The sequence below is a fragment of the Psychrobacter sp. Choline-02u-9 genome (genome assembly GCF_002836505.1).
In the GTDB taxonomy this organism is placed as follows: domain Bacteria; phylum Pseudomonadota; class Gammaproteobacteria; order Pseudomonadales; family Moraxellaceae; genus Psychrobacter.
In genome coordinates this window covers 38,680-61,161 of sequence record NZ_PJBF01000055.1, presented here as the reverse complement: position 1 = coordinate 61,161, position 22,482 = coordinate 38,680, and the positions used below count along the sequence as shown (strand labels likewise).

The following is a 22,482-nucleotide window of genomic DNA, read 5'->3' as shown; positions in this document are numbered from 1 at the left end:
GATCCGAACAAGATACCGTAAAATATATTTTTACTTCATGTATATATAGGGTCTGCTCCAATGGAAACGCCTCAATCAACACCATCTCTAGACATCGCCGTAGCAACTGACTATCAAATAGAATCCGTTGCGCTCATTGACCGCGCTATTAAAATACGCTGGAATGATGGTATTGACAGCACCTACCACTATATCTGGCTGCGTGATAACTGCCCATCGGCTTTTCATCCGCACACTGGCGAGCGTAGCTTTGATTTGCTGAGTATATCAAAAGATATCCATCCACTTTCTGTTTCTTTTAATGACACAACGCTGACGATTGAATGGTCAGAACAAGCGCATATCAGCCACTTTGATCAGAGTTGGTTACGTGAGTTTGGGTATTCTAGTGCATTGGCCAAGGACCATAGCAGTCCTTATGAAAGTTGGGATGGCACGTTTATTGACCACATTCCGATGTATGACCAACAGAGCATCATGGCCAGTGACAGTGCTTTATATGAGTGGATGAGTGCGCTGGATAAATATGGGCTTACTATCATTGATAATATGCCAGATGACTCTGATGCTGGCGTACAGACCGCTATGCGAGTCGATTATCTACGGCAAACTAATTTCGGTATGACCTTTGATGTCATATCAGAGAAGTCGCCGATTAATTTGGCTTATACCTCGCTCTCATTACCTTTGCATACCGACTTGCCAAATCAGGAACTGCCTCCAGGCTATCAATTTTTGCATTTTTTGAGTAATGAAAGCATAGGCGGCGAATCTACTTTCGTAGATGGGTTAAAGGTGTTAGAAGGGTTACGAGAAGAGCAGCCGGAGTATTTTCGCTTGCTTGCCGAATATGCCATCCCCTTTCGTTTTCATGACAGCGCCCATGATATCCGTGAGCACCACCCTATCATCAATTTAGACAACTTTGGTAATATTGTGGAAATCAAATACAACGCCCATCTTGCAGATGTTTTTGATTTGCCAAGCGACGTTATGTACGACTACTACCTTGCTTATCGAGAGCTGATGGCTCGATTAAAAGACAGTCGCTATAAGATTGAGTTAAAACTAGCGGCTGGTCAAATGGTGGTTTTTGATAACCGCCGAGTCCTGCATGGGCGTAACGCATTTGATGAAAACGTCGGTGAGCGTCGTCTCAAAGGCTGTTATGTTGACCGCTCAGAATTTAAAAGCCGTTTACGAACGCTCAAAAAGCAACTGGCTTAAAGCTATCCGCAAGCTAGCTAAAGCATGGAGCATTAAGCCCACAAAAAAAGCCCCATTCCTCTTCTCTTATGTTTAGAGAGGAGAAATGGGGCTTAATATTAAGCGCTAATAGCAGCCCTAATAACTGGACTCACGATATAAGGTTTTATGTGCTTCTATTCTAAAGTCTTCAGCCCTGACAGCAGGCGTTATACCATGTGCACTGTACTTAGCTTGTATGATCTTTTCTTCCTCACGAAATAGCACATTTTGCGCTTCTTGCTTGAAGTCATGATAGCTAATGGCGGTGTCATTTTCATGACCGTTAATAACTATAGGTCTGCTAGGTTGATTTTGGCTATCCGAATGCTGTTGTACAGTCTGATTAGCATTAGCTTCTTTAGTAATATTGCTGACTGTTAAACCGTTATTAGTCGTCGACGCTTGAGATAGCGTGGAAGAGAAACGGTTAGACATATAGAAGGCAGATATTAGAACAATACAGATGACACTGATAATAGCAAGAACAAGACTACGGGGTCTGATACTTTTTGGCTCGATATCATTATTCACGTTTTCTGATTCATTCATAGTTACGTACCGTCTAATTCATATCACCAATGGCACATAACCGTGCCTTTTACATAATGATACGAATTTTATATTGTATTGCAACAATTTCTAGTATGAACGTCTCGAATAAATTGATAGACGGTTATCTAACCGTCTGAAATGGTATAAAACGTAAACCCTTTAATCATTGGTTTCGCGGTACAAGGTAGTCTGCGACTCTTGTCTAAAGTCCTCATAAGTTATAGCAGCTTCCTCAGTAGCTATAACAGTGGCATCATTTTCTGGTGTAGGATCTTCAGAAGTTGACTCTGACTCATTAGCAGCTGGCAGGTCCTGTCTATTGTTGTCCAAAGCATCTTGCTGAGTAGTGGCTGGTTGCGTACTTACAGGGTCAACGCCATCCGTAGTTGTTTGACTGTCAGTAGACAGTTCTGGCTCAGCACTAACAGTCGGTGTACTATCTATCTCTACGTTACCATCAGTGCTATTGTCTATACTATCAACCGCAGAAATAGATAAGACTCCTGAAAATACAAGCATTAATGCAATAGCAACCAATACTATTGAACCAATTACCACAGCCATCATGATTGGTTTCTTGCTTTTGATCACTTTATTGTCTATGACTGGCTCTTCGATAACTGATTCAGACACATCCTCAATTTCTAAAGGGATGTTTAAAGAATCATCATCTGATATCTCAGTTATGACAGATTCACTATGGTCAATCGTAGAGGGTGACTTTGTTTGATTACTACTATCTATATTGTTGCGATCTATATATTCTGAGGCCTCTGTATCTGAACTGACATCATTGACATCAATACTAATACTGTCGCTATCATTAGCGATATTCAGCACATTATTTTCAGATATATTTTCAAATACTACATTTGTATCTGAAGCTTCAGAGGTGGTGTTTTCTGCTGTAGCATCTTCTGTTTCTAGCAATAATTCTTGCTCACTGCTTTGATCTTCAAACAGTTGCAACTCTTCTGTGCTCAAGGGTTCGAAAGCGGCAAGGTTCTTTGCACTTTCTAGGGCGTGTCTTCATTTCAAAAATGGTGGTAAAAATGAGATAAATTGCCGTCAAACAAGAAAAATAGCGCAGATAATATCGGGATATTAACCAGCTATTTGACGATGTTTGGCAAGATTTAGCCATTTTTAGCCCATTTAGATGACTATCGGGTGAATTGAAGACACGCCCTAGTGTTTCAAACTCAGCCTGATCGTTCTCTTCGGAGCCATGGACTCGATTAATAAAGCGTTCATAGATATCATTGTTATTACGCTTACGCGACTTTTGGTCAATAATTCTAGCCAATTTTTCTTCAAAATCGGTGCCAGCGTCTTCTTTTTCGTCGCTCATAGAATAATACCAAACCAGTTTTTTCTACTGGTGTTAAATGATTGCTAGAATGAATTTTCTTACTATAGTGTAACAGTGTTATTAGCCAACAATATAGTTGCTCGACCTATTATCTTCAAGCACAATTTATGAGATAGCGCTAATATTGATAAGAACTATTCTAAATAATATGATAAACCAACCTTAAGAACTGATCTATGTAGAGATAACATAGACTATGACAGGCTCGATAGTATGGATTTAAAACAGCTTAATGCATTTATCGCGGTTGCAGATTTGTGCAGCTTTAGCGCTGCCGCCACCAAAACAGGACTGTCACAGCCGACCCTGAGTCGCTTGCTAAAACAGCTAGAGACTGACATGGGCGTGGTGCTTATTGATCGCTACCACAGGCCACTACATCTGACTGAAGCGGGCAGTTTTTTCTACGATAAAATAAGCACCATACTGACCGAGATTGATACTGTAACCAGTATGACTCAGCGTCTATCAGCACCCAGCAGCGTTTTAAATATAGGTTTTGTGCCCTCAGTACTATATGGCCTGTTACCTGAAATCATTGCCACGCTTAAACAGTTCAGCCCTGATATCGACGTTAATTTAAAAGACATTAGCTCATATCAACAAATGGATGCCCTCAAGTCTGGTGAGATTGATATTGGTTTTGGCCGATTTGCGCATCAAGATCCTTGGATTCAGCAAATACTACTGCGTCATGAACGCTATGTGGTTGCACTACCCAAGTCACATCCTCTTGCCTATGTGGAGGAGCAGCGGTTGATAGATCTGGCAAACAACCGCTTGATTTTATATCATCAAACGCACTTACCGATAGCAACCACAGTAACGTCCACGCCACACGCTAGTAGTTATTCAGACAACACTCATTTAGATCAACCAGTCAGAGATGCAGGCGAGCAACTTGCATCTAATGAGCCAATCACTGAACCTTTGCTGCATTTATTTGCACAGTACGGCATATCTCCGTATATGACGACGACGGTAAGTGACTTACAAGTAGCACTAGGTTTGGTCGCGGCAGGCGAAGGCATTACATTGGTGCCTGCCAGCTTGCAAACCGTACGTACGGAACAGATCAGCTACCAACGTTTGGTTCATGAAAATGTTACCTCCCCTATTTATTTACACACCCTCAAAGACTTTGTACACCCAAAAATACCTGACTTGCTCACAGCCATTTATCACGTCTACGAACAGCGCGGCATCACTTATCGGCAGCAAAATTTTGTGTCACAGGCCTAAATGGGCAGATATCCGTTGAATATTGTGTTATAAAGAACCGCCAAAAATAATTCATTTTAAATATTGATATTATTTTATAAGTATGCTAACTAACAAGAATAGCAATGCAAACAAATAGTAATAATAACTAGAATAATCATTCTCCTAGACAGTGTTGGTGTGATAAAGTCGATACGATGTAAATCGTTTTATATTTAGGCGATTTATAGGACGTTCTTTTCTGATCATTGGCAAGCTGACACAGGTAAGTGATAATTTGCTGTTTTAACCATTTCGAGGTATTCATGTCCACACAACAACTCAACAACCCAAGTGCCCCTGACGATAGCGTTGCCTCGCAACAAGAGGGCTTTAGCTGGCGCATCTTTGGCCCAGGCATTTTGATGGCGACTGCTGCCATTGGTGGTTCGCATTTGATTTCATCAACACAGGCGGGTGCTATCTATGGCTGGCAATTGGCCATTATGATTGTATTGGCCAACGTGTTTAAGTATCCGTTTTTTCGCTTTGCAACTGACTACGTCTACGATACTGGCGAGAGTTTGATTGCAGGCTATGCCAAACGCTCAAAGGTATATCTTTGGGTATATTTCATTCTTTCTATCTTGTCAGCGGTTATTAGTACAGGTGCGGTCTCACTTATTGCGGCCGTGATTTTGGGCTTTATGTTGCCAGCTTCACTTGGTCTGTCGACAATGGCGTTATCTCTCATTATCGTCGCAGTCTCTTGGTTCTTTTTGATTGCAGGGCATTATAAGTTGCTCGATGGTGTGACTAAGTGGATTATGATTGCGCTTACCACGGCTACTGTTGCTGCAGTTATCATTGCTGCTGGCAAGCCAACCGTTATGGCAGTAGATTTTGTGGCGGCCTCTCCTTGGAATTTAGCCACGTTGGGATTTATCGTAGCACTCATGGGCTGGATGCCAGCACCGCTAGAGTTTGCAGCAATTACATCTATGTGGACCTCTGCCAAAGTCAAAGAAGATCACACCACGCATAGCCAAGGTTTGTTAGATTTTAACGTTGGCTATGCAGTTTCAGCGATATTGGCGTTGTTCTTCTTATCGTTAGGTGTGTTTGTCCAGTATGGATCAGGACAAGAGATTGAGTTGGTCGGCGGTGCTTATATCAACCAGTTGATCAATATGTATACCGCAACCATTGGTGAATGGTCGAGGCTACTGGTCGCTTTCGTCGCCTTTATGTGTATGTTCGGCACGACCATCACCTGTGCTGATGGCTATGGACGCGCTAATGCTGAATGCTGGCGCTTGCTAAAAGGTGAAAGCGAAATAAATAAAAAGCAGATCGCTTTTTGGACGACCTATGCCATCGGTGGTGGTCTAGTAATTATCACTTTCTTCACAGGACAATTAGGCGCTATGCTTAAGTTTGCTATGATATCGGCGTTCGTCTCTGCGCCTATTTTTGGTTGGTTAAACTACTCATTGGTTAAAAAGCATAAGACACTGTCAGCAGGTATGAATGCTTTGTCTATCGCAGGCTTGATATTCTTAGCAGGTTTCGCGTTATTGTTCTTGGCCAATATGGCAGGTCTATTTGCTTAATTTAAAACTCATCGCTTAACAATCTTATTTAAGCGAAACATAAGCCCTAGTAGCCTAGCTATTGGGGCTTTTTAATGGGTGTAACTATATCAATAAAGCAAGGCAGCTTTAGTAATTGTAACTAAATGTAAAAAATAGAAGATTCTAAAAGCTGTGATTTTAAGCAATATGAATACTTATTGTGAGAAATTACCAATAACTGCATAATGCTATTTGAATAATGAATACTATTAAAAAAACTACATTCAATTATTATTTAAATTAAATATTTATTGAGAACTCAAACTTTTCAGGCATGAATAATTGAGTATAATCAGCTACAACAATTAGAATATTTTCCCTCCATGTAAGGACAATCAGATGACTTCATCTTCAGCAGGCGGACGCTTTCGCAGTGCTCTCACTCAAAAAAATGATAATAACCAGCCATTACAGATTGCAGGCGCTATCAATGCCTATACAGCGATGATGGCCACCCAAGTTGGTCATCAAGCGTTGTATCTCTCTGGTGCTGGCGTGGCCAATGCCTCGTTTGGTTTGCCTGATCTAGGTATGACCAGCCTTGATAACGTACTAGAAGATGCTCGCCGTATTACTGATGCAGTCGATACCCCGCTGCTTGTCGATATCGATACGGGCTTTGGTGGCGCATTTAACATCGCCCAAACCATCAGAAAGATGGAAAAAGCAGGCGTCGCGGCAGTACATATCGAAGACCAAGTGGCACAAAAACGTTGTGGTCATCGCCCTAACAAAGAAATCGTTAGTATCTCAGAGATGGTTGATCGTCTAAAAGCGGCGTTGGACGCAAAGACTGACCCTGACTTTGTAGTGATGGCTCGTACAGATGCCCTATCAGTAGAAGGTTTGGACGCTGCTGTGGAACGTGCTGTCGCATTCCAAGAAGCGGGCGCAGACATGATCTTTGCAGAAGCGCTAACCGATATCGAGATGTATCGTAAGTTCACTGATGTACTCGATATTCCAGTACTGGCGAACATGACAGAGTTTGGTCAGACAGATCTATATACCACTGACCAGTTGTATAGTGTGGGTGTCGATATGGTGCTATATCCACTATCCGCTTTCCGCGCTATGAATAAAGCCGCATTGAACGTTTATCAGCATTTGTTAGATGATGGCACGCAAGACAAAGTCGTTGATACCATGCAGACTCGTATGGAGCTCTATGATTTCTTGAACTATCATGAGTTTGAGCAGACACTAGACAAGCTATTTGCTGATAATAAGTAGTTAATAACTAATAATTGCCAATTAGCAACGCCGAAACGATAAACCACCTCTGTGGACTTTATCGTTTCAACATCCGTTTTCATTTACCTTTAGGTTATTTATGCCATTTTTTACTGCTCATACGGTTGTCAAATCCTCACTACTTAGTAGCACGCTAGCGGCGCTGCTATTCATGACGGGCTGTGATAAAACACCAGAAAACGTCGACGATACTACCAGTGATACGAGCGAGACTGTTGTTAGCGAAAGCGAAGCTGCACCTTCAGAGACTGATGCTCAAAATGACTTGATCATGACGACGATTACGCTAGATACCGTCAATAGCCTATTGTTTGCACCAATCATCAATAGCGGCGCGCTCAGTGAAGAGCAAGTCAGCTGCCTTGAGTCACGCGACAAAGACTTGGGTAAAGCGGAAGCCGATCGTTTTTATAAGAGTCAGTTTACCGATGCAGAGTTAAAAGAATTAGATGACTTTTATACGTCGGACGTGGGTAAAAAATTACTTGCTTTTGGCAATGAGCAATTACGTGTCATGAATGGCGAAGAGGTGGCAACGCCAATGGCTGACCCTACCCCAGAAGAAATGACTGAAATTCAGACATTTATGGAGTCACCACTGGGTGCCAAGTATATGAAGATCAACAATGCAGAAGGCGAAGGCAGCGCGATGGAAGTCTTAAATGTCCCTATTGAAGCTGAATTTGAGCGTTGTAACGTCGATTTAGACGGTCCACAGCCTGAACAGCCTGCGTAACGCTAGACTGGCGCTATAGTCAGTCATTAACCAATAAATTTATTATCAGAAACACCGTTTTCACTCAAAAAAGCTACCAACAAAAGGAATGTAAACATGGCAGCACAAAAAGAACTTTCAGGCGCAGGTCTACGTGGACAAGTCGCTGGTAAAACCTCTCTATCTACCGTTGGCAAATCAGGCTCTGGTCTGACCTATCGCGGTTATGATGTATCAGAGCTGGCAGATAAGTGTATTTTTGAAGAAGTGGCGTATTTGCTGTTATACGGCAACTTGCCTACTCAAAGTGAGCTTGATGCCTATCAAGCCAAACTCAAAAGCTTGCGTGGCTTACCACAAGCATTAAAAGACGTACTTGAACGTATCCCAGCTGATGCGCATCCAATGGACGTGCTACGTACAGGCTGCTCTATGCTTGGCAACCTTGAGACCGAAACTGATTTTGCTCAGCAAAACGATCAAACTGACCGTATGCTAGCGGCCTTTCCATCGATTATCAACTATTGGTATCGTTTTACCCACGATAATGTACGTATCGAGACCGATACAGATGATGCCACGATTGGCGGTCATTTCTTGCATTTACTCAAAGGCGAAAAACCAAACGAGCTACACGAAAAAGTAATGAACGTCTCGCTTATCCTTTATGCAGAGCATGAGTTTAACGCGTCGACCTTTACCGCTCGTGTGTGTGCATCTACCTTGTCTGATATCCATTCTTGTATCACTGGTGCCATCGGTTCACTACGCGGTCCATTGCATGGCGGAGCGAATGAAGCAGCGATGGATATGATTGAAGGTTTTAGCTCACCTGATGAGGCTGAAGAAGAAATGATGGGTATGCTGGCGCGTAAAGACAAAATCATGGGCTTTGGTCATGCCATCTATAGCGAGTCAGATCCGCGTAACGTCGTGATTAAAGGCTGGGCTGAGAAACTGGCCGCTGACGTGGGTGATGAAGTGCTATACCCCGTCTCGGTACGCTGTGAAGAAGTGATGTGGCGTGAGAAGAAACTGTTTTGTAATGCTGACTTTTTCCATGCATCTGCCTATCACTTCATGGGTATCCCAACCAAACTGTTCACCCCTATCTTTGTCTGCTCACGCTTGACTGGTTGGGCAGCCCACGTGTTTGAGCAACGTGCCAACAACCGTATCATTCGCCCAAGTGCCGAATATACGGGTGAAGAGCTGCGTCCAGTACCAGATATGAGTACGCGTTAAGTTGATTTCTTTTAAGTAGCTATTGTTACGTACTTATTATCAGCTAGCGGCAGTGCTAGCTGATACAGGTATGTCGATTGAGCCTAGCTTTGATATTTTTAGGTTTGATCGTCATACGCTATTTTTTTTATAGATCATGCCATCTTAACTTTCAATATCGATTCTTTAGCAAAGCCTATAATAACAAACGATGATTTTGCTAAAGGAATGAATTTTTATCTAATATCGACGTTTAACTACTTATCAAAATTAGCCAACAGCCAAAGGTGACTTATGGACAACGCGCTCGTACAACCCATGAATGACGAATTCAAAAAACAGCTTCCAGACACTGACCTTTACTACTTTGACACCCGCGAAGCGGTCGAGAGTATCGAGGAAGGTGCTTATGACAAGCTACCATTTTGCTCAAAAGTATTGTGTGAAAACTTAGTACGCCGTTGCCCACCAGAGGATTTAACGGCAGCGCTAAAGCAGCATATCGAAGGCAAGCAAGATCTAGATTTTCCTTGGTACCCTGCCCGCGTCGTTTGTCATGATATCTTGGGTCAGACGGCCTTTGTTGATTTGGCAGGCTTGCGTGATGCCATCGCTGAGCAAGGCGGTGATCCGTCTAAGGTAAACCCTATCGTGCCGACTCAGCTTATCGTTGATCATTCATTGGCGGTTGAGCACGCAGGCTTCGAAGACGACGCGTTTGAGAAAAACCGTGCGATTGAAGAGCGCCGTAACGATGACCGCTTTCACTTCATCAACTGGTGCCAGTATGCCTTTGACAATGTCAACGTCGTACCACCGGGTAACGGCATCATGCATCAGATTAACTTAGAGAAAATGTCACCTGTTGTACAAGTCGTGCACAATAAAGCCGGTGAAGAAGTCGCATTCGCTGATACGTTGGTCGGTACGGATAGCCACACGCCGATGGTTGATGCACTAGGTGTGATCTCAATCGGTGTAGGCGGTCTAGAAGCCGAAAGCGTCATGCTAGGCAACCCCTCTTATATGCGCCTACCTGATTACGTTGGGGTCAAATTAACAGGAAAACTGCAAAAAGGCATTACTGGTACGGATCTCGTACTGGCGATGACGGAATTTTTACGTGATGCAGGTGTGGTCTCTACATATATTGAATTCTTTGGTGACGGTGCACGCCAGCTAAGTGTCGGTGACCGCGCCTCTATCTCCAATATGACGCCTGAATATGGCGCAACTGCTGCGATGTTCTATATCGATGAGCAAACCATTGACTATCTGCGTCTGACGGGTCGTTCTGAGGAACAGATTAAACTGGTTGAGCAGTATGCCAAGCAAACGGGTCTATGGGCTGACGGCATGGAAAAAGCCGAATACGCACGCGTCCTTGAGTTTGATTTGTCATCAGTCGGTCGTAACATGGCAGGCCCGTCGCGTCCCCATGCCCGTGTATCTACCGATGATTTGGTGGCCAAAGGCATCGCCCACGCGCCTGATCAAAAACTCCCTGAACCAAAAGATGGTCTCATGCCAGATGGCGCAGTGATTATCGCTGCTATCACCAGCTGTACCAATACCTCAAACCCTCGCAACATGGTTGCCGCAGGTCTTGTCGCCCGTAACGCGAATGCCAAAGGACTATTGCGTAAACCGTGGGTTAAGTCATCACTCGCACCCGGCTCAAAAACGGTCAAAATGTATCTAGAAGAAGCAGGTCTGATGCCAGAATTGCAGGAGATTGGCTTTGATGTAGTCGGCTTTGCTTGTACGACCTGTAACGGTATGAGCGGTGCGCTAGACCCTGATATCGAAAAAGAAATCATCGATAATGATTTATTTACCACGGCAGTGCTATCTGGTAACCGTAACTTCGACGGTCGTATCCACCCATACGCCAAGCAAGCATTTTTGGCATCGCCGCCATTGGTTATCGCGTATGCCATCGCTGGTAACATCCGTTTTGATATCGAAAAAGACTCATTGGGCAAAGACAAAGACGGCAATGACGTCTATCTAAAAGACATCTGGTTTGATGATGAAGAGGTTGATGCCATTGTTGCTGCTGCCGTGAAGCCTGAGCAGTTCAATGCGGTTTATATCCCAATGTTTGATGAAGCCAAAAAAGATACGGGTAAGGCGTTAAGTCCATTATATGACTGGCGTGAAATGACCACTTATATCCGCCGCCCACCGTACTGGGAAGGCAAAATGGCCAAGAAAAATAAACTGACAGGTTTACGTCCGCTTGCAGTCCTTGGTGATAACATCACAACCGACCATATGTCACCATCAAACGCCATTCTTGGCTCATCAGCAGCTGGCGAGTATCTCGATACTATGGGCTTGCCTGCTGAGGACTATAACTCATACGCAACCCATCGCGGCGACCATTTAACCGCGCAACGCGCCACCTTTGCCAACCCTAAACTATTGAACGAAATGGTACGCGATGAAGATGGCGAAGTTGTCCAAGGCTCACTGGCGCGCGTCGAACCAGAAGGTCAAGTCATGCGCATGTGGGAAGCGATTGAAACCTACATGAACCGTGAGCAGCCGCTTATCATTATCGCAGGTGATGGCTATGGTCAAGGATCAAGCCGTGACTGGGCTGCCAAAGGCGTGCGTCTCGCTGGCGTAGAAGCCGTCGTTGCTGAAGACTTTGAGCGTATTCATCGTCAAAACTTAGTTGGCATGGGCGCGCTGCCTTTACAGTTCGAAGAAGGTACGACTCGCCATACGTTAGATATCGATGGTACGGAAACCTTTGATGTCACAGGTGAAGTCTCGGCTGGCGGATTGATGACTCTAGTGATTCATCGTGCCGATGGTAGTACCACTGAGACGCCTATTATCTGCCGCTTAGATACAGCTGATGAAGTCAAAATGTACAATGCTGGCGGTATGCTACAACGCTTTGCTAAAGAGTTTATCGAAGGGACTTTAGATATTGTCTAAGAGTCTCTTGTAGGTTTTAGCGTGATAAGCAGCAAAGTATGAAAGTTGCCGATGTTGTATAACCTTGTATGACATCGGCTTTTTCGTTGATAATAACGGATATTTGTATAATACTTTATAGAGGTTATTACTAAGAGAAATTCTATGAAAACTATCAGTTTTTCTAAGGCGAACAAAGACCTTGAAGCAGTCTTAGATACTGTAAATTGTAATGATGACTTGATCACTATAGGTCGTCAAAACAATAAGGGTGCAGTTATCATGTCGCTTGCTCATTATAATAGTTTAATGGAGACATTTTATTTATTGAAGTCGTCTGCTAATGCGAAGCATTTGGCTATGTCCATTGATCAGTATCGGGCTGCTAGTCGTAGCGCGGACTAATGCAGTAATAAGAATTCGTCAATAGAAAGTACTTTCGTTGTAGAGCCAACAAAAGCGTAGCATGCTTTAGCTTTTTGCCTAAATTTGTAATCATCTGAAAGTAAATAGTCAAAATGCCAAGCAGTTCCAGCATGAGCTGCATCACGCATAGATGCAGCGTGGAAACCTTTTTTATTAGTATCGTTTTGGAACTTATCAGAATAATAACCGATCCAATTGAGGAAGTTAAAAAAGAATTCAATCTTTGTTTCTATATTACCTTTATCAAATTTAAATATATTTATGAAATGAGGATCATAATCACATAAGGCTTTAATAATAAAGAACATAGCTTCTTCAGGTTCTATTAACTTAATTTCAGTATCTATTTTGATACATTCTCTAAAAGTAACTGGGTCAAAATCTGGTAGCTCATTGCTTATACTAGAAAAATAATTGATTGTAAGATCAACTGCTTTTTTTGAAAAATATTTATTTGCTTTCCTCAAAATGGGTATTTTATCGTCTAAGTATGAGAAAGGTATGCTGACAGCTTCACCAAGCATACTATTAAAACTATCTTTGGTAGTTATTCCAATATCTATACCATTTATTCTTTTAATAAATTTTTCGTTACTAGCATAAAGGACTCTAGAAAACTTACCTTCATGCACTTTGACAAAATTTCTATATATAACATACACGTTGTGTTCATTAGGCGTAAACAGTTTATTCCAATAAACTGCGTTGAGTAGCCTGAGGGTTTCTAAGTGCTCATCTATATATGCTTTATTACCTATATTGTATATTTCCAATAAAGTCGTATGTGAATAAACTATAGTGTACTCATTAGAAGTTAGTAATTTTAGTAATTGGATCAACTTTGAATCACTTGTATAGAGTTTATTAATTCTCAATTCTGTCAAAACATTTTGGTCTAAATAGATTGTTTTCTTAGTTTTAACCATAGTTAAATTATCCCAATATAGTCAATGTTACTATAATAGCATTATCAAAAGGATTTCCAGCAATGACTCAATCAAAACCAAAATTCGCCGCGCAAATATCCGTTCCTGCTACCTATATGCGCGGTGGTACCTCCAAAGGTACGTTCTTTAAGTTATCTGATTTACCTGAGCGTTGCCAAGTTGCTGGCGAGTCACGTGATAACTTACTATTACGTGTCGTCGGTAGCCCAGATCCTTACGGTAAGCAAATTGATGGTCTCGGCAATGGTAGCTCTAGTACATCAAAGACCGTTATCTTATCGGCCTCTGACAGACCAGATCATGACGTGAACTATCTGTTCGGGCAGGTCAATATCGCAAAGCCGATGATTGATTGGGCGGGTAACTGTGGTAACTTAACTGCAGCGGTTGGTGCCTGTGCTATTAATATGGGTCTAGTTGATGCTGACAAAATTGCTAACAGCATCGATGACAATGCAGATAGCGGTATTTGTGAAGTACGCATTTGGCAAGAGAATATCGGTAAAACCATTATTGCCCATGTGCCCGTCTATAAAGACGCAAATGACAAAGTACAGGTTCAAGAAACCGGCGATTTTGAATTAGACGGTGTCACCTTCCCAGCCGCTGAAGTCAAAATTGAGTTTATCGATCCGGTTGATGCCACCAGCGACATGTTCCCGACAGGCAATTTGGTCGATGATTTCGATGTATCAGGCTGCGGTCTAGAGGCTGATAGCATCAAAGCGACCTTCATTAGCGCAGGCATCCCAACCATCTTTATGAACGCAGAAGATTTGGGCTTTACGGGTACTGAGCTACAAGGCGACATCAATAGTGATAGTGAGCTACTTACCAAGCTTGAAAAAATCCGTGCCACAGGCGGCGTGGCGATGGGATTATTTAAAGATGTGAGCGAGGCGCAAACCAGCCAACACATTCCTAAAATCGCATGGGTTGGTAACGCACAGAGCTATAGCGCCTCTAGTGGTAAATCGGTCGATGCAGAAGAGATTGATCTAGTCGTACGTGCCATGAGTATGGGGCAATTGCATCACGCTATGATGGGGACAGCAGCAGTCGCGATTGCTGCAGCAGCAACCACGCAAGGCACGCTTGTTAACAAAGCTGCTGGTGCTGGCGAGCTGACAGAGGTACGTTTTGGTCATCCATCAGGGACATTGCTCGTTGGCGGAAAAACCGAACTGGTCGATGGACGCTGGCAAGCCAAAAAAGTGTCGATGAGTCGTTCAGCAAGGCGTATCATGGTTGGTGAAGTTTTTGTGCCTGCGGATGGTTTTTAATTAAGGAAATTATAATGGCATACGATCTTACAGGAAGGTTAGTAATTGGATTGTCTTCAAGTGCTTTGTTTGATTTAGATGAGTCAGACAAGGTATTTAAGGAACAAGGTGAGCAAGCATATAGGGATTATCAACGTGAAAACCAAGATATTCCTCTTATTACAGGCGTTGCTTACCCATTCATCAGAAGATTATTAAAGTTGAATGAAATTTCAGATGAACCTTTGGTTGAAGTAATTTTATTGTCTCGTAACGATCCTGACACAGGGTTGAGAGTCATGAATTCTATTGAGCACTATGAGCTGTCAATTACACGGGCTGTTTTTTTGCAAGGCCAATCAGCTTATAAATATATCCCAGCATTTGATATAGAATTATTTTTATCTGCCAATGAAGGAGATGTTAAGCAAGCAGTAGATGCAGGATTTCCAGCAGGTCAAATCTTGCATGGTAATATTTCTGATGATATTGAGGACATGCAATTGAGGATTGCTTTCGACTTTGACGGAGTGCTGATAGACGATGAAGCAGAAACAGTTTATAAGAAATCTAATGAATTAGGTGATTTCCACTCTCACGAGTCTTCTAAAGTAGATATAGCTCATAATCCAGGACCTTTAAAAAACTTTCTTGATCGCATTTCTTATATTCAAAAGCTTGAGACTAGTTACAAGCTTAAAAATCCTAATTATGAACCAGTTTTGAGAGTTTCCATCGTCACAGCAAGAAACGCACCTTCACATAAGCGTGCAATTAACACTATGAGAGAATGGGATATTCTTGCTAATAAGGCATTTTTTATGGGAGGAGTTGAAAAGTCTAAGGTGCTTGAGATATTAAAACCACATATTTTCTTTGATGATCAAAAGTTACACTTGAAATCTGCTAATATTTTACCTTTGGTTCATATACCTTTTGGAGTCGCTAATAAAGTAGTACATAATGAAAGCTAATTGCTAATAATTATAAAAATACATGCCGACATCTCCCCAACCACGCCGCGCACAGTTAGACAAAAAACCTCCAGTCGAGAAAAAAGAACGGCGGGCACTACTGTGGGATATCCTCAAAAAACTGGCGGTATTTGCTAAGCCTTATCGATTGCTTATCATCGCCACCTTAGCGCTGACCGCATTAGGCTCCTTTACCGCGCAAGTTAATGCCTTTGTGCTGCGCTATGCCGTCGATACCTTGACCGAGATAGCCACGCTTGCTGAGCCTTGGGAAGCTGGCGTGCGCATGCTGACCATTATCAGTGCGGTACTCTTAACCAAAGAGATATTATCGATATTCATCTCGTTTGGGCAACGCTTCTTCGGCGAAAAGATTCGTATCAATCTATCACGTGATTTATCGCAAAAAATCATTGAACGCATCTTGACCTATCGGATGGCATTTTATACCAGTAGCGAAAACGACAGCGGCAAGTTGCAAACGCGTATCGATTATGGCGTCAGCAGCTTAACCAGTTTAGTGCAAAACTTCTTTATCGATATGCTACCGCTGTTTGCCAATGCGATAGTGGCACTTATCATTATGTTTTCGACCAATTTTTGGATAGGCTTGGTCGGTCTTATTATCATTCCCATTTACTTTTTTATCAGCCAAAAACAAGCCAAGCGCCTACAAGGTTTTCGTCGGCAGATGCGTGGCTATAGAGAAGCCAAAAGCGGTTTGGTAATATCTTTGATCAATTCGATCAGCGTGGTGAAATCCTTTGTCCGTGAGTCGATAGAAGCAGAAAAGCACTTAGCCATTCAAAAGGAAATGACCGATAATCAGCTGCGTATTCGCAGTATTGGGTTTGTGTATGATGCCATCAAAACCTTTATCGAGCAGATTGGTGTGGTGGTTATCATCCTGCTCACCGCTTATTTTGTCCTACAAGGTGAGATGACCATTGGAATGATTTTATTTCACGTTATGCTATTTCAAAACGTCGCTGCCCCTATTCGCCAGCTGCACCGCATCTACGACCAGATAAATAATGCATTGACCTATGCCGAAGGTTTTTTTGATATTTTAGAAGATGACAGCCAAGTCGAGAGCATCGCTGGTATCAGTAGCGACAACCTAAAAGGTCATATCGAGCTTAAACATGTCGATTTTACTTATCCGAATGGGACGCAAGCGCTCAAAGACGTCAGCTTCACTATTAAGCCCAACCGTATCACGGCGCTGGTTGGCCTCTCTGGCGCTGGCAAGAGCACGATTATCAATCTATTGGTCAAGTTCTATGCCCCAGACGCTGGTACGATCTGCCTAGATGGGCACGATCTGGCTGACTGTGATACTCACGAGTTGCGTCAGCGCATTGGGTTGGTACTACAAAGTAATCATATATTTTCGGGCACGATCAGTGAAAATATCCGCTATGGCGATATGAACGCTAGCATTGATGACATCATTGTAGCGGCAAAAAAAGCTTCGATACACGATCAAATTATGGGGTTAGCTGATGGCTACGAGAGCACTGCCAAGTCGTTATCAGGTGGGCAGCAGCAGCGTATTGCGCTAGCACGGATGTTTTTAAAAGATCCGCCGATTGTGTTTTTGGACGAGCCGACCGCCAGTCTCGATGCTATCGCCAGTCAACAGGTCAAAAAAAGCCTTGATCTGATCAAAAAAGATCGTACCGTCATCATGGTTTCGCACAATATCGCTCAAATCATTGATGCCGATGATTTGGTGGTGATAGAAAACGGCCAAGTTGTCGAAACAGGCACACACGAGGCGCTCTATGCCCAACGCGGCAAATACTTTGAGATATTTAGTGCCATGTCTGATAGCTTAAATTTAGACAAAATCAGTCAGACCCTAAAGGGTTAGGAATGGTTAATGACTGCCTAAATCGTTATAATGCCCCTATTTTACCGCCTATTGCTAGAAGCTTGCCCATTATGAATTGTGAATTTTCTATCAAAACCTTTGATGAGCTGACCTCAGTTGACCTTTACCATATCCTAAAAGCACGCTCGCAGGTTTTTGTCGTCGAACAAAACTGTGCTTATCAAGATATGGATGAAGTCGATTTTGATTGCTTGCATTTGATTGCTCATCAAAATGCAGCATTGGTCGGATATTGCCGCATTGTCCCGCCTGAATTCAATAAACTAAAATCCAATCTATCGGTCGCCGACCCTACGATCAAGATCAACCACACTGCCATGCCTGCCATCGGTAGAGTGCTTGTGTTATCAGAGCACAGAGGTGACGGCCTAGCACGTCAAATAATGACTCAGGCTATTGCTCATTGCCGCAAAAAATACGGTAAAAAACGTCCGATTATTATCTCGGCACAGGCTTACCTGCTTAGTTTTTATGAGTCTTTGGGTTTTGTACCTGAAGGTGAGCATTATCTTGAAGATAATATTGAGCACGTGAAGATGGTGCTATACGTTGCTAAGAAAAACAAAGTAAGAAAAGAAAGTGTGGATACTGCGTCAACCACGACCAAAGTTTTAAGCTTCCTGCTGTTTATTATAGCAGCGCTGTTTATTTTAGGTCTGCTCTATTTGATGATTTAAACAGCCTACAAAGTTTTACTTCTTAACACAATTCAGTCTGGTTGTTCCATATTGAGTATGCTACTTTTGAATGATAACCGCTTTAAAAGGATGACTGCGAGCATGGGTCAACAAAGCGAAAAGTTAGCACACTCAAGGAAGAGGAAACAACCATGTCAAATACCAATTCAGATACAGCCCATTCAAATACAAATGAGGCAACGGTAGAGAGCAATATCCGTCCAGAATATGACGATGAAATCCAAAAAATCGCCGATTATGTGCTCAATTATTCCATAGATAACGAGTCACCAAATCCCACTGATGCATGGCGTACTGCACGCCACTGTCTCATGGATACCATCGGCTGCGGACTACTGGCACTGCGCTTCCCTGAGTGTACCAAGCACTTGGGGCCTGATTGCCCTGATCAAATAACGCCGCATGGCGCTCGCGTCCCTGGCACCTCCTATAGACTAGACCCCATCAAAGCCGCTTTTGACATCGGCTGTATGGTACGCTGGCTTGACTATAATGATACGTGGCTCGCTGCTGAGTGGGGTCATCCGTCTGATAACTTGGGCGGCATCTTGGCGGTCGCCGACTATATCAGTCAAAAAAATATCGGCCAAAGGCAAGCACCTCTAACCATGAGGGCCGTGCTCGAGGCGATGATCATGGCGCATGAAATTCAAGGCGTCATGGCACTCGAAAACTCATTCAATCGCGTGGGTCTTGATCATGTGTTTTTGGTAAAATTAGCCTCAACTGCGGTCGTCGCCAAACTCTATCAGCTGCCACGCGAGCGCATCATGGCCGCCATCTCACAAGCCATTGTCGATGGTCAGGCACTGCGCACCTATCGTCATGCACCCAACGCGGGCAGCCGAAAATCATGGGCGGCAGGTGATGCAACCAGCCGTGCGGTACGTCTGGTAGATATCACCGCACGTGGTGAAATGGGTGTCCCTGGCGCACTAACCGCACCGCAATGGGGGTTTTATGATGTGCTGTTTAGCCATACCAATAAGGATCTTGCGACCAAACCCGAAGACGAGCGTCGATTTACCTTTCAGCGTGACTTTGGCAGTTATGTGATGGAAAACATCTTATTTAAAATAAGCTTTCCTGCTGAGTTTCATGCCCAGACTGCCTGTGAAGCGGCCGTCATTTTGCATCCACATGTGAAAGGTCGAATTGATGAGATCGAAAAAATTGTCCTAACCACCCATGATTCAGCAATTCGCATCATCTCAAAAGAGGGCGCGCTTGCTAACCCAGCTGATCGGGATCACTGCTTACAATATATGGTGGCTGTGCCACTATTGACAGGCGATTTGATGGCGGAGAACTATGAGGATGACTATCACGAAGAGCATTTATCAATCGATGAGCTACGCGAAAAAATGGTGGTAGAAGAAGACGCACAGTATTCAAAAGATTACCATGACCCCAGTAAGCGCTCTATTGCCAATGCCATTCAGGTATTCTTTACAGATGGCAGTAGCACAGAAAAAGTCGCCATCGAGTATCCTATCGGTCATAAACGCCGCCGTGCCGAGGGCATTCCTATACTTGAGGCAAAGTTCCGAGCCAGCTTGGCTACTCGCTTTATCGATAGTCGGTGTCAGCAAATCATTGAGCTGTGTGACGATCAAGAAAAATTGGAGCAAACGCCAGTGAATGAGTTTATGGACTTATTTATGGCTTATTAGTGTTTTAACAGGATAACCATCCTAAATCACCCTATCATCTGTATCATTACCAAGGTATCGACTCTCCTGCCCAATCGACAAAACTGCCTGATTGGGCAGCCGTCATCCCTGATAGCACTTCCAATAAACACTCGGCGCTATACACTGGCGAGAATAGATGTCCTTCAGCGACATTGCCTTGAAACGGCGCAGATAGCTGGGTATTCACCGTGCCCGGTTGCATAACGACCACGCACACCTCTTTGAGTGATCGGCCCCATTCGATACTCAAGTTTTTCATCCCCATATTGAGCGCCGCCTTACTCATTCTATAACTATACCAACCGCCTAGCTGATTGTCAGTGATGCTGCCGACGCGGGCTGATATGGTCGCAAAAATAGCTGGATGGCTAGCGCTGCGTTTAGCTTTGGCGAGCAACGGTTTGATATGCTTGGCTATCAGCAAGCTTGCTAGTGCATTGATTTGCATGTTCTGTAAAAAGAACGCCGTTTCAATCTGCCTCAAGGCCTTTTCTGGCTGCGCAGTCTTGGTATGTAATAATCCCACGCAGTTGATGACCCAATCGACATGACCCATTGTCTGCTTGATGGTGTCGGCCGCTTTTTGGATACTGTCTTCATCACTGATATTCATGGGTAACCAGTGCAGATTTTCTGCTTCAAAGTTCGGCTCACTGCGATGATAAGTGGCGAATACTTGTGTACTATGTCTTTTAGCAGATGCGCCGTCAGTTTGATCGGCAGCTGACTCTTGTACCAGCTGCTTGACCATGGCCTGACCAATACCGCCCGTTCCGCCGATGATAAGATAGGTTTTATTATTCATGCCGTTATTCATATGCTACCCTCACTCTTTTTATGCAGCTCTTAGCACGTGTTGGTTTGTTTATTCATTTTGGCTGATTTTACGAGTGTTTGCTATGATAAAAATAATAGACATTATTCTCATTCTATATACGCTACAATAATTTTTAGCGATTAAACCCGCATTTTTTGCTTTCCATTACTTATATTGACGTTCTTATACGGATATCAGCGCCTTATGCTATCACCCCAAGACCAACTGACCGAGCTAGTACGTGCCTTAGAGACTGATCAGCACGTCTTTGCCACTGACCCGTTACTGATCACGGAAAAGCTACAGAGTGAGGATGGCACACCTATCCAAAAGCTGCATCGACGGGCCTCACGCATCGATAGCAATGGGGCGCTTGCGCGGGTACTAGGCAAAATAGATGGTCGCATAAAAGGCATCATGATCGTCATGAGTGTGGTGTGGTGCATCTCGGGATTTTTGGGTCTGTTCACGCTATTGCAGTCTAATGTGGTGAACTTCTTTTATGTATTGGTTTGCTTGCTTGGTTTTCATACTATTATGCTTGGTGGCTGGCTTGTCATGACACTTATCAATCGAGACCAGCAAGCGCCCAGTTGGTTTGCCAGCTTTGTCAGTCCCAGTTACCTCATACGCGGTAAAGACGATGTGACCAAGGCGGCCGTCGATCTGTATGAGCGCCAATTACAGCATAGCGGTATGCGCTGGTATTTGGGCCGGTTTAGCCATCAGTTATGGCTTGCGACGTTGACTGGCATGCTGCTTGCGATTATATTCTTGTTGGTTGTGCGTCAGTATAGCTTTAGCTGGGAGTCGACCCTACTCTCTGATCAGGCGCTGGTGAGCTTAACGCAAATACTCGGCTGGCTACCAGGCATGGTTGGTTTTGATGTGCCAGATAGTACCGCTATTGCACAAAGCAGGTTGGTCACAGAAGCGATGCCATTGTCTGTGGCGCGGCAGTGGGCAGGATTGCTAGTCGGTAGCTTGCTGATGTACGGTATTGTCCCGCGTGCGATAGCGTGGGTATTTTGTGCCTTGATGTTCCGCCGCAAAAAGATGCGCTTAGACATCAAACAACCGTATTACCAAAAGATCATAAATTTTTGGCAGCGTCAGGTGGTTGATGCAGATGACTTTACGGAAGCACCCGCACCTGTCGCGCCCAAAGCGGCGGTAAGTGCAGGCAAGAAACTGGTCGCCTTGCTTGAATATCCTTCAAATCAGGATAAATGGTGGCAGTCAGGGTTGACTAATGACCGTCATGATTTTTCAGAATCAAGTGAGATTGAGAATTTTGGTATCGTTGATGATCGTGAGGATATGGCACGGCTCAAACACTACTTAGACGAGCACCCTGTGCAAGTCCTATTAGGTATCCATAGCAAAGCGCTGCCTGACCGCGGTACGCTACGCAAACTTGATCAAATCGCCGCTCATGCAAAAGATGGTCTTATTGTACAGCTGCTTAGTGATACCACCCCTTCTGCTGACTTGACTGACGCTCGTACGGATGATGAACCAGTAGATAAACAAGCCGTTCGCTATCAGCAGTGGCAGACAGCGCTCTCTGCGCGCAAAATTGGCTTGGTTGATATCGATTCTTAAAGTTTTTGAATGCGATATTTTATAAAAATTAT

19 protein-coding genes are annotated in these 22,482 nt (G+C 43.6%); 14 read left to right on the top strand and 5 right to left on the bottom strand.

Features of this window, described 5'->3' with window-relative positions:
* The first annotated feature begins 60 nt into the window (after positions 1 to 60).
* The gene (locus CXF69_RS09000; protein WP_101205876.1) at positions 61 to 1,227 is read left to right on the top strand and encodes a TauD/TfdA family dioxygenase; all 1,167 of its coding nucleotides are present in this window, start codon (positions 61 to 63) and stop codon (positions 1,225 to 1,227) included.
* 117 nt (positions 1,228 to 1,344) lie between these two features.
* On the opposite strand, the gene CXF69_RS08995 is transcribed toward CXF69_RS09000, so the two are convergent.
* The 3 genes from CXF69_RS08995 to CXF69_RS14355 form a co-directional block, all read right to left on the bottom strand.
* Positions 1,345 to 1,797, bottom strand: coding sequence for a hypothetical protein (locus tag CXF69_RS08995; protein ID WP_101205875.1), 453 nt, complete (start codon positions 1,795 to 1,797; stop codon positions 1,345 to 1,347).
* Positions 1,798 to 1,959: 162 nt separating this feature from the next.
* Positions 1,960 to 2,784, bottom strand: coding sequence for a hypothetical protein (locus CXF69_RS08990; RefSeq protein WP_134292206.1), 825 nt, complete (start codon positions 2,782 to 2,784; stop codon positions 1,960 to 1,962).
* A complete protein-coding gene (locus tag CXF69_RS14355) occupies positions 2,756 to 3,151 on the bottom strand; it encodes a hypothetical protein (protein ID WP_157822740.1) in 396 nt (131 codons plus the stop codon). Before CXF69_RS14355 ends, CXF69_RS08990 begins: the two co-directional genes overlap by 29 nt.
* Before the next feature lie 234 nt (positions 3,152 to 3,385).
* Between CXF69_RS14355 and CXF69_RS08985 the strand changes: the two genes are divergently transcribed.
* The 7 genes from CXF69_RS08985 (at position 3,386) to CXF69_RS08955 (ending at position 12,535) form a co-directional block, all read left to right on the top strand.
* On the top strand, positions 3,386 to 4,414 hold the full coding sequence (locus tag CXF69_RS08985) for a LysR family transcriptional regulator (RefSeq protein WP_101205873.1): 1,029 nt from the start codon (positions 3,386 to 3,388) through the stop codon (positions 4,412 to 4,414).
* Between the two features lie 284 nt (positions 4,415 to 4,698).
* The gene (locus tag CXF69_RS08980; protein WP_101205872.1) at positions 4,699 to 5,985 is read left to right on the top strand and encodes an NRAMP family divalent metal transporter; all 1,287 of its coding nucleotides are present in this window, start codon (positions 4,699 to 4,701) and stop codon (positions 5,983 to 5,985) included.
* A 360-nt stretch (positions 5,986 to 6,345) separates the two neighbouring features.
* Complete coding sequence (gene prpB, locus CXF69_RS08975) at positions 6,346 to 7,239, top strand: methylisocitrate lyase (protein WP_101205871.1); 894 nt, start codon at positions 6,346 to 6,348, stop codon at positions 7,237 to 7,239.
* 100 nt (positions 7,240 to 7,339) lie between these two features.
* Positions 7,340 to 7,996, top strand: coding sequence for a DUF2059 domain-containing protein (locus CXF69_RS08970; protein WP_101205870.1), 657 nt, complete (start codon positions 7,340 to 7,342; stop codon positions 7,994 to 7,996).
* A 96-nt stretch (positions 7,997 to 8,092) separates the two neighbouring features.
* A complete protein-coding gene (gene prpC, locus CXF69_RS08965; protein ID WP_101205869.1) occupies positions 8,093 to 9,220 on the top strand; it encodes a bifunctional 2-methylcitrate synthase/citrate synthase in 1,128 nt (375 codons plus the stop codon).
* Positions 9,221 to 9,517: 297 nt separating this feature from the next.
* Positions 9,518 to 12,151 carry a Fe/S-dependent 2-methylisocitrate dehydratase AcnD gene (gene acnD / locus CXF69_RS08960; protein WP_166739210.1) on the top strand — a complete coding sequence of 878 codons (2,634 nt, stop codon included), beginning with the start codon at positions 9,518 to 9,520 and terminating at the stop codon, positions 12,149 to 12,151.
* Between the two features lie 144 nt (positions 12,152 to 12,295).
* On the top strand, positions 12,296 to 12,535 hold the full coding sequence (locus CXF69_RS08955) for a type II toxin-antitoxin system Phd/YefM family antitoxin (protein WP_101205867.1): 240 nt from the start codon (positions 12,296 to 12,298) through the stop codon (positions 12,533 to 12,535).
* Here the strand turns inward: CXF69_RS08955 and CXF69_RS08950 are convergent.
* Positions 12,532 to 13,482: a hypothetical protein gene (locus CXF69_RS08950; protein ID WP_101205866.1), complete on the bottom strand. Its 951-nt coding sequence runs from the start codon at positions 13,480 to 13,482 to the stop codon at positions 12,532 to 12,534. The genes CXF69_RS08955 and CXF69_RS08950 overlap by 4 nt on opposite strands.
* 62 nt (positions 13,483 to 13,544) lie before the next feature.
* Here CXF69_RS08950 and prpF point away from each other — a divergent pair, with 62 nt between their 5' ends.
* From prpF to CXF69_RS08925, 5 genes are all read left to right on the top strand, one after another.
* Positions 13,545 to 14,786, top strand: a complete 1,242-nt coding sequence (prpF, locus tag CXF69_RS08945; protein ID WP_101205865.1) for a 2-methylaconitate cis-trans isomerase PrpF — start codon at positions 13,545 to 13,547, stop codon at positions 14,784 to 14,786.
* Positions 14,787 to 14,800: 14 nt separating this feature from the next.
* The gene (locus CXF69_RS08940; protein ID WP_101205864.1) at positions 14,801 to 15,739 is read left to right on the top strand and encodes a 5'-nucleotidase; all 939 of its coding nucleotides are present in this window, start codon (positions 14,801 to 14,803) and stop codon (positions 15,737 to 15,739) included.
* A gap of 22 nt (positions 15,740 to 15,761) precedes the next feature.
* Positions 15,762 to 17,615, top strand: coding sequence for an ABC transporter ATP-binding protein (locus CXF69_RS08935; protein WP_101205863.1), 1,854 nt, complete (start codon positions 15,762 to 15,764; stop codon positions 17,613 to 17,615).
* A gap of 71 nt (positions 17,616 to 17,686) precedes the next feature.
* Positions 17,687 to 18,313 (top strand): GNAT family N-acetyltransferase, encoded by a 627-nt coding sequence (locus tag CXF69_RS08930; RefSeq protein ID WP_075107142.1) that lies wholly within the window; start codon positions 17,687 to 17,689, stop codon positions 18,311 to 18,313.
* A gap of 152 nt (positions 18,314 to 18,465) precedes the next feature.
* Positions 18,466 to 20,007 (top strand): bifunctional 2-methylcitrate dehydratase/aconitate hydratase, encoded by a 1,542-nt coding sequence (locus tag CXF69_RS08925; protein WP_101205862.1) that lies wholly within the window; start codon positions 18,466 to 18,468, stop codon positions 20,005 to 20,007.
* Between the two features lie 46 nt (positions 20,008 to 20,053).
* Here the strand turns inward: CXF69_RS08925 and CXF69_RS08920 are convergent, their stop codons facing one another.
* The gene (locus tag CXF69_RS08920; RefSeq protein WP_058024844.1) at positions 20,054 to 20,833 is read right to left on the bottom strand and encodes an SDR family oxidoreductase; all 780 of its coding nucleotides are present in this window, start codon (positions 20,831 to 20,833) and stop codon (positions 20,054 to 20,056) included.
* Positions 20,834 to 21,049: 216 nt separating this feature from the next.
* Between CXF69_RS08920 and CXF69_RS08915 the strand changes: the two genes are divergently transcribed.
* On the top strand, positions 21,050 to 22,450 hold the full coding sequence (locus CXF69_RS08915) for a DUF2868 domain-containing protein (protein ID WP_101205861.1): 1,401 nt from the start codon (positions 21,050 to 21,052) through the stop codon (positions 22,448 to 22,450).
* Positions 22,451 to 22,482 lie beyond the last annotated feature (32 nt).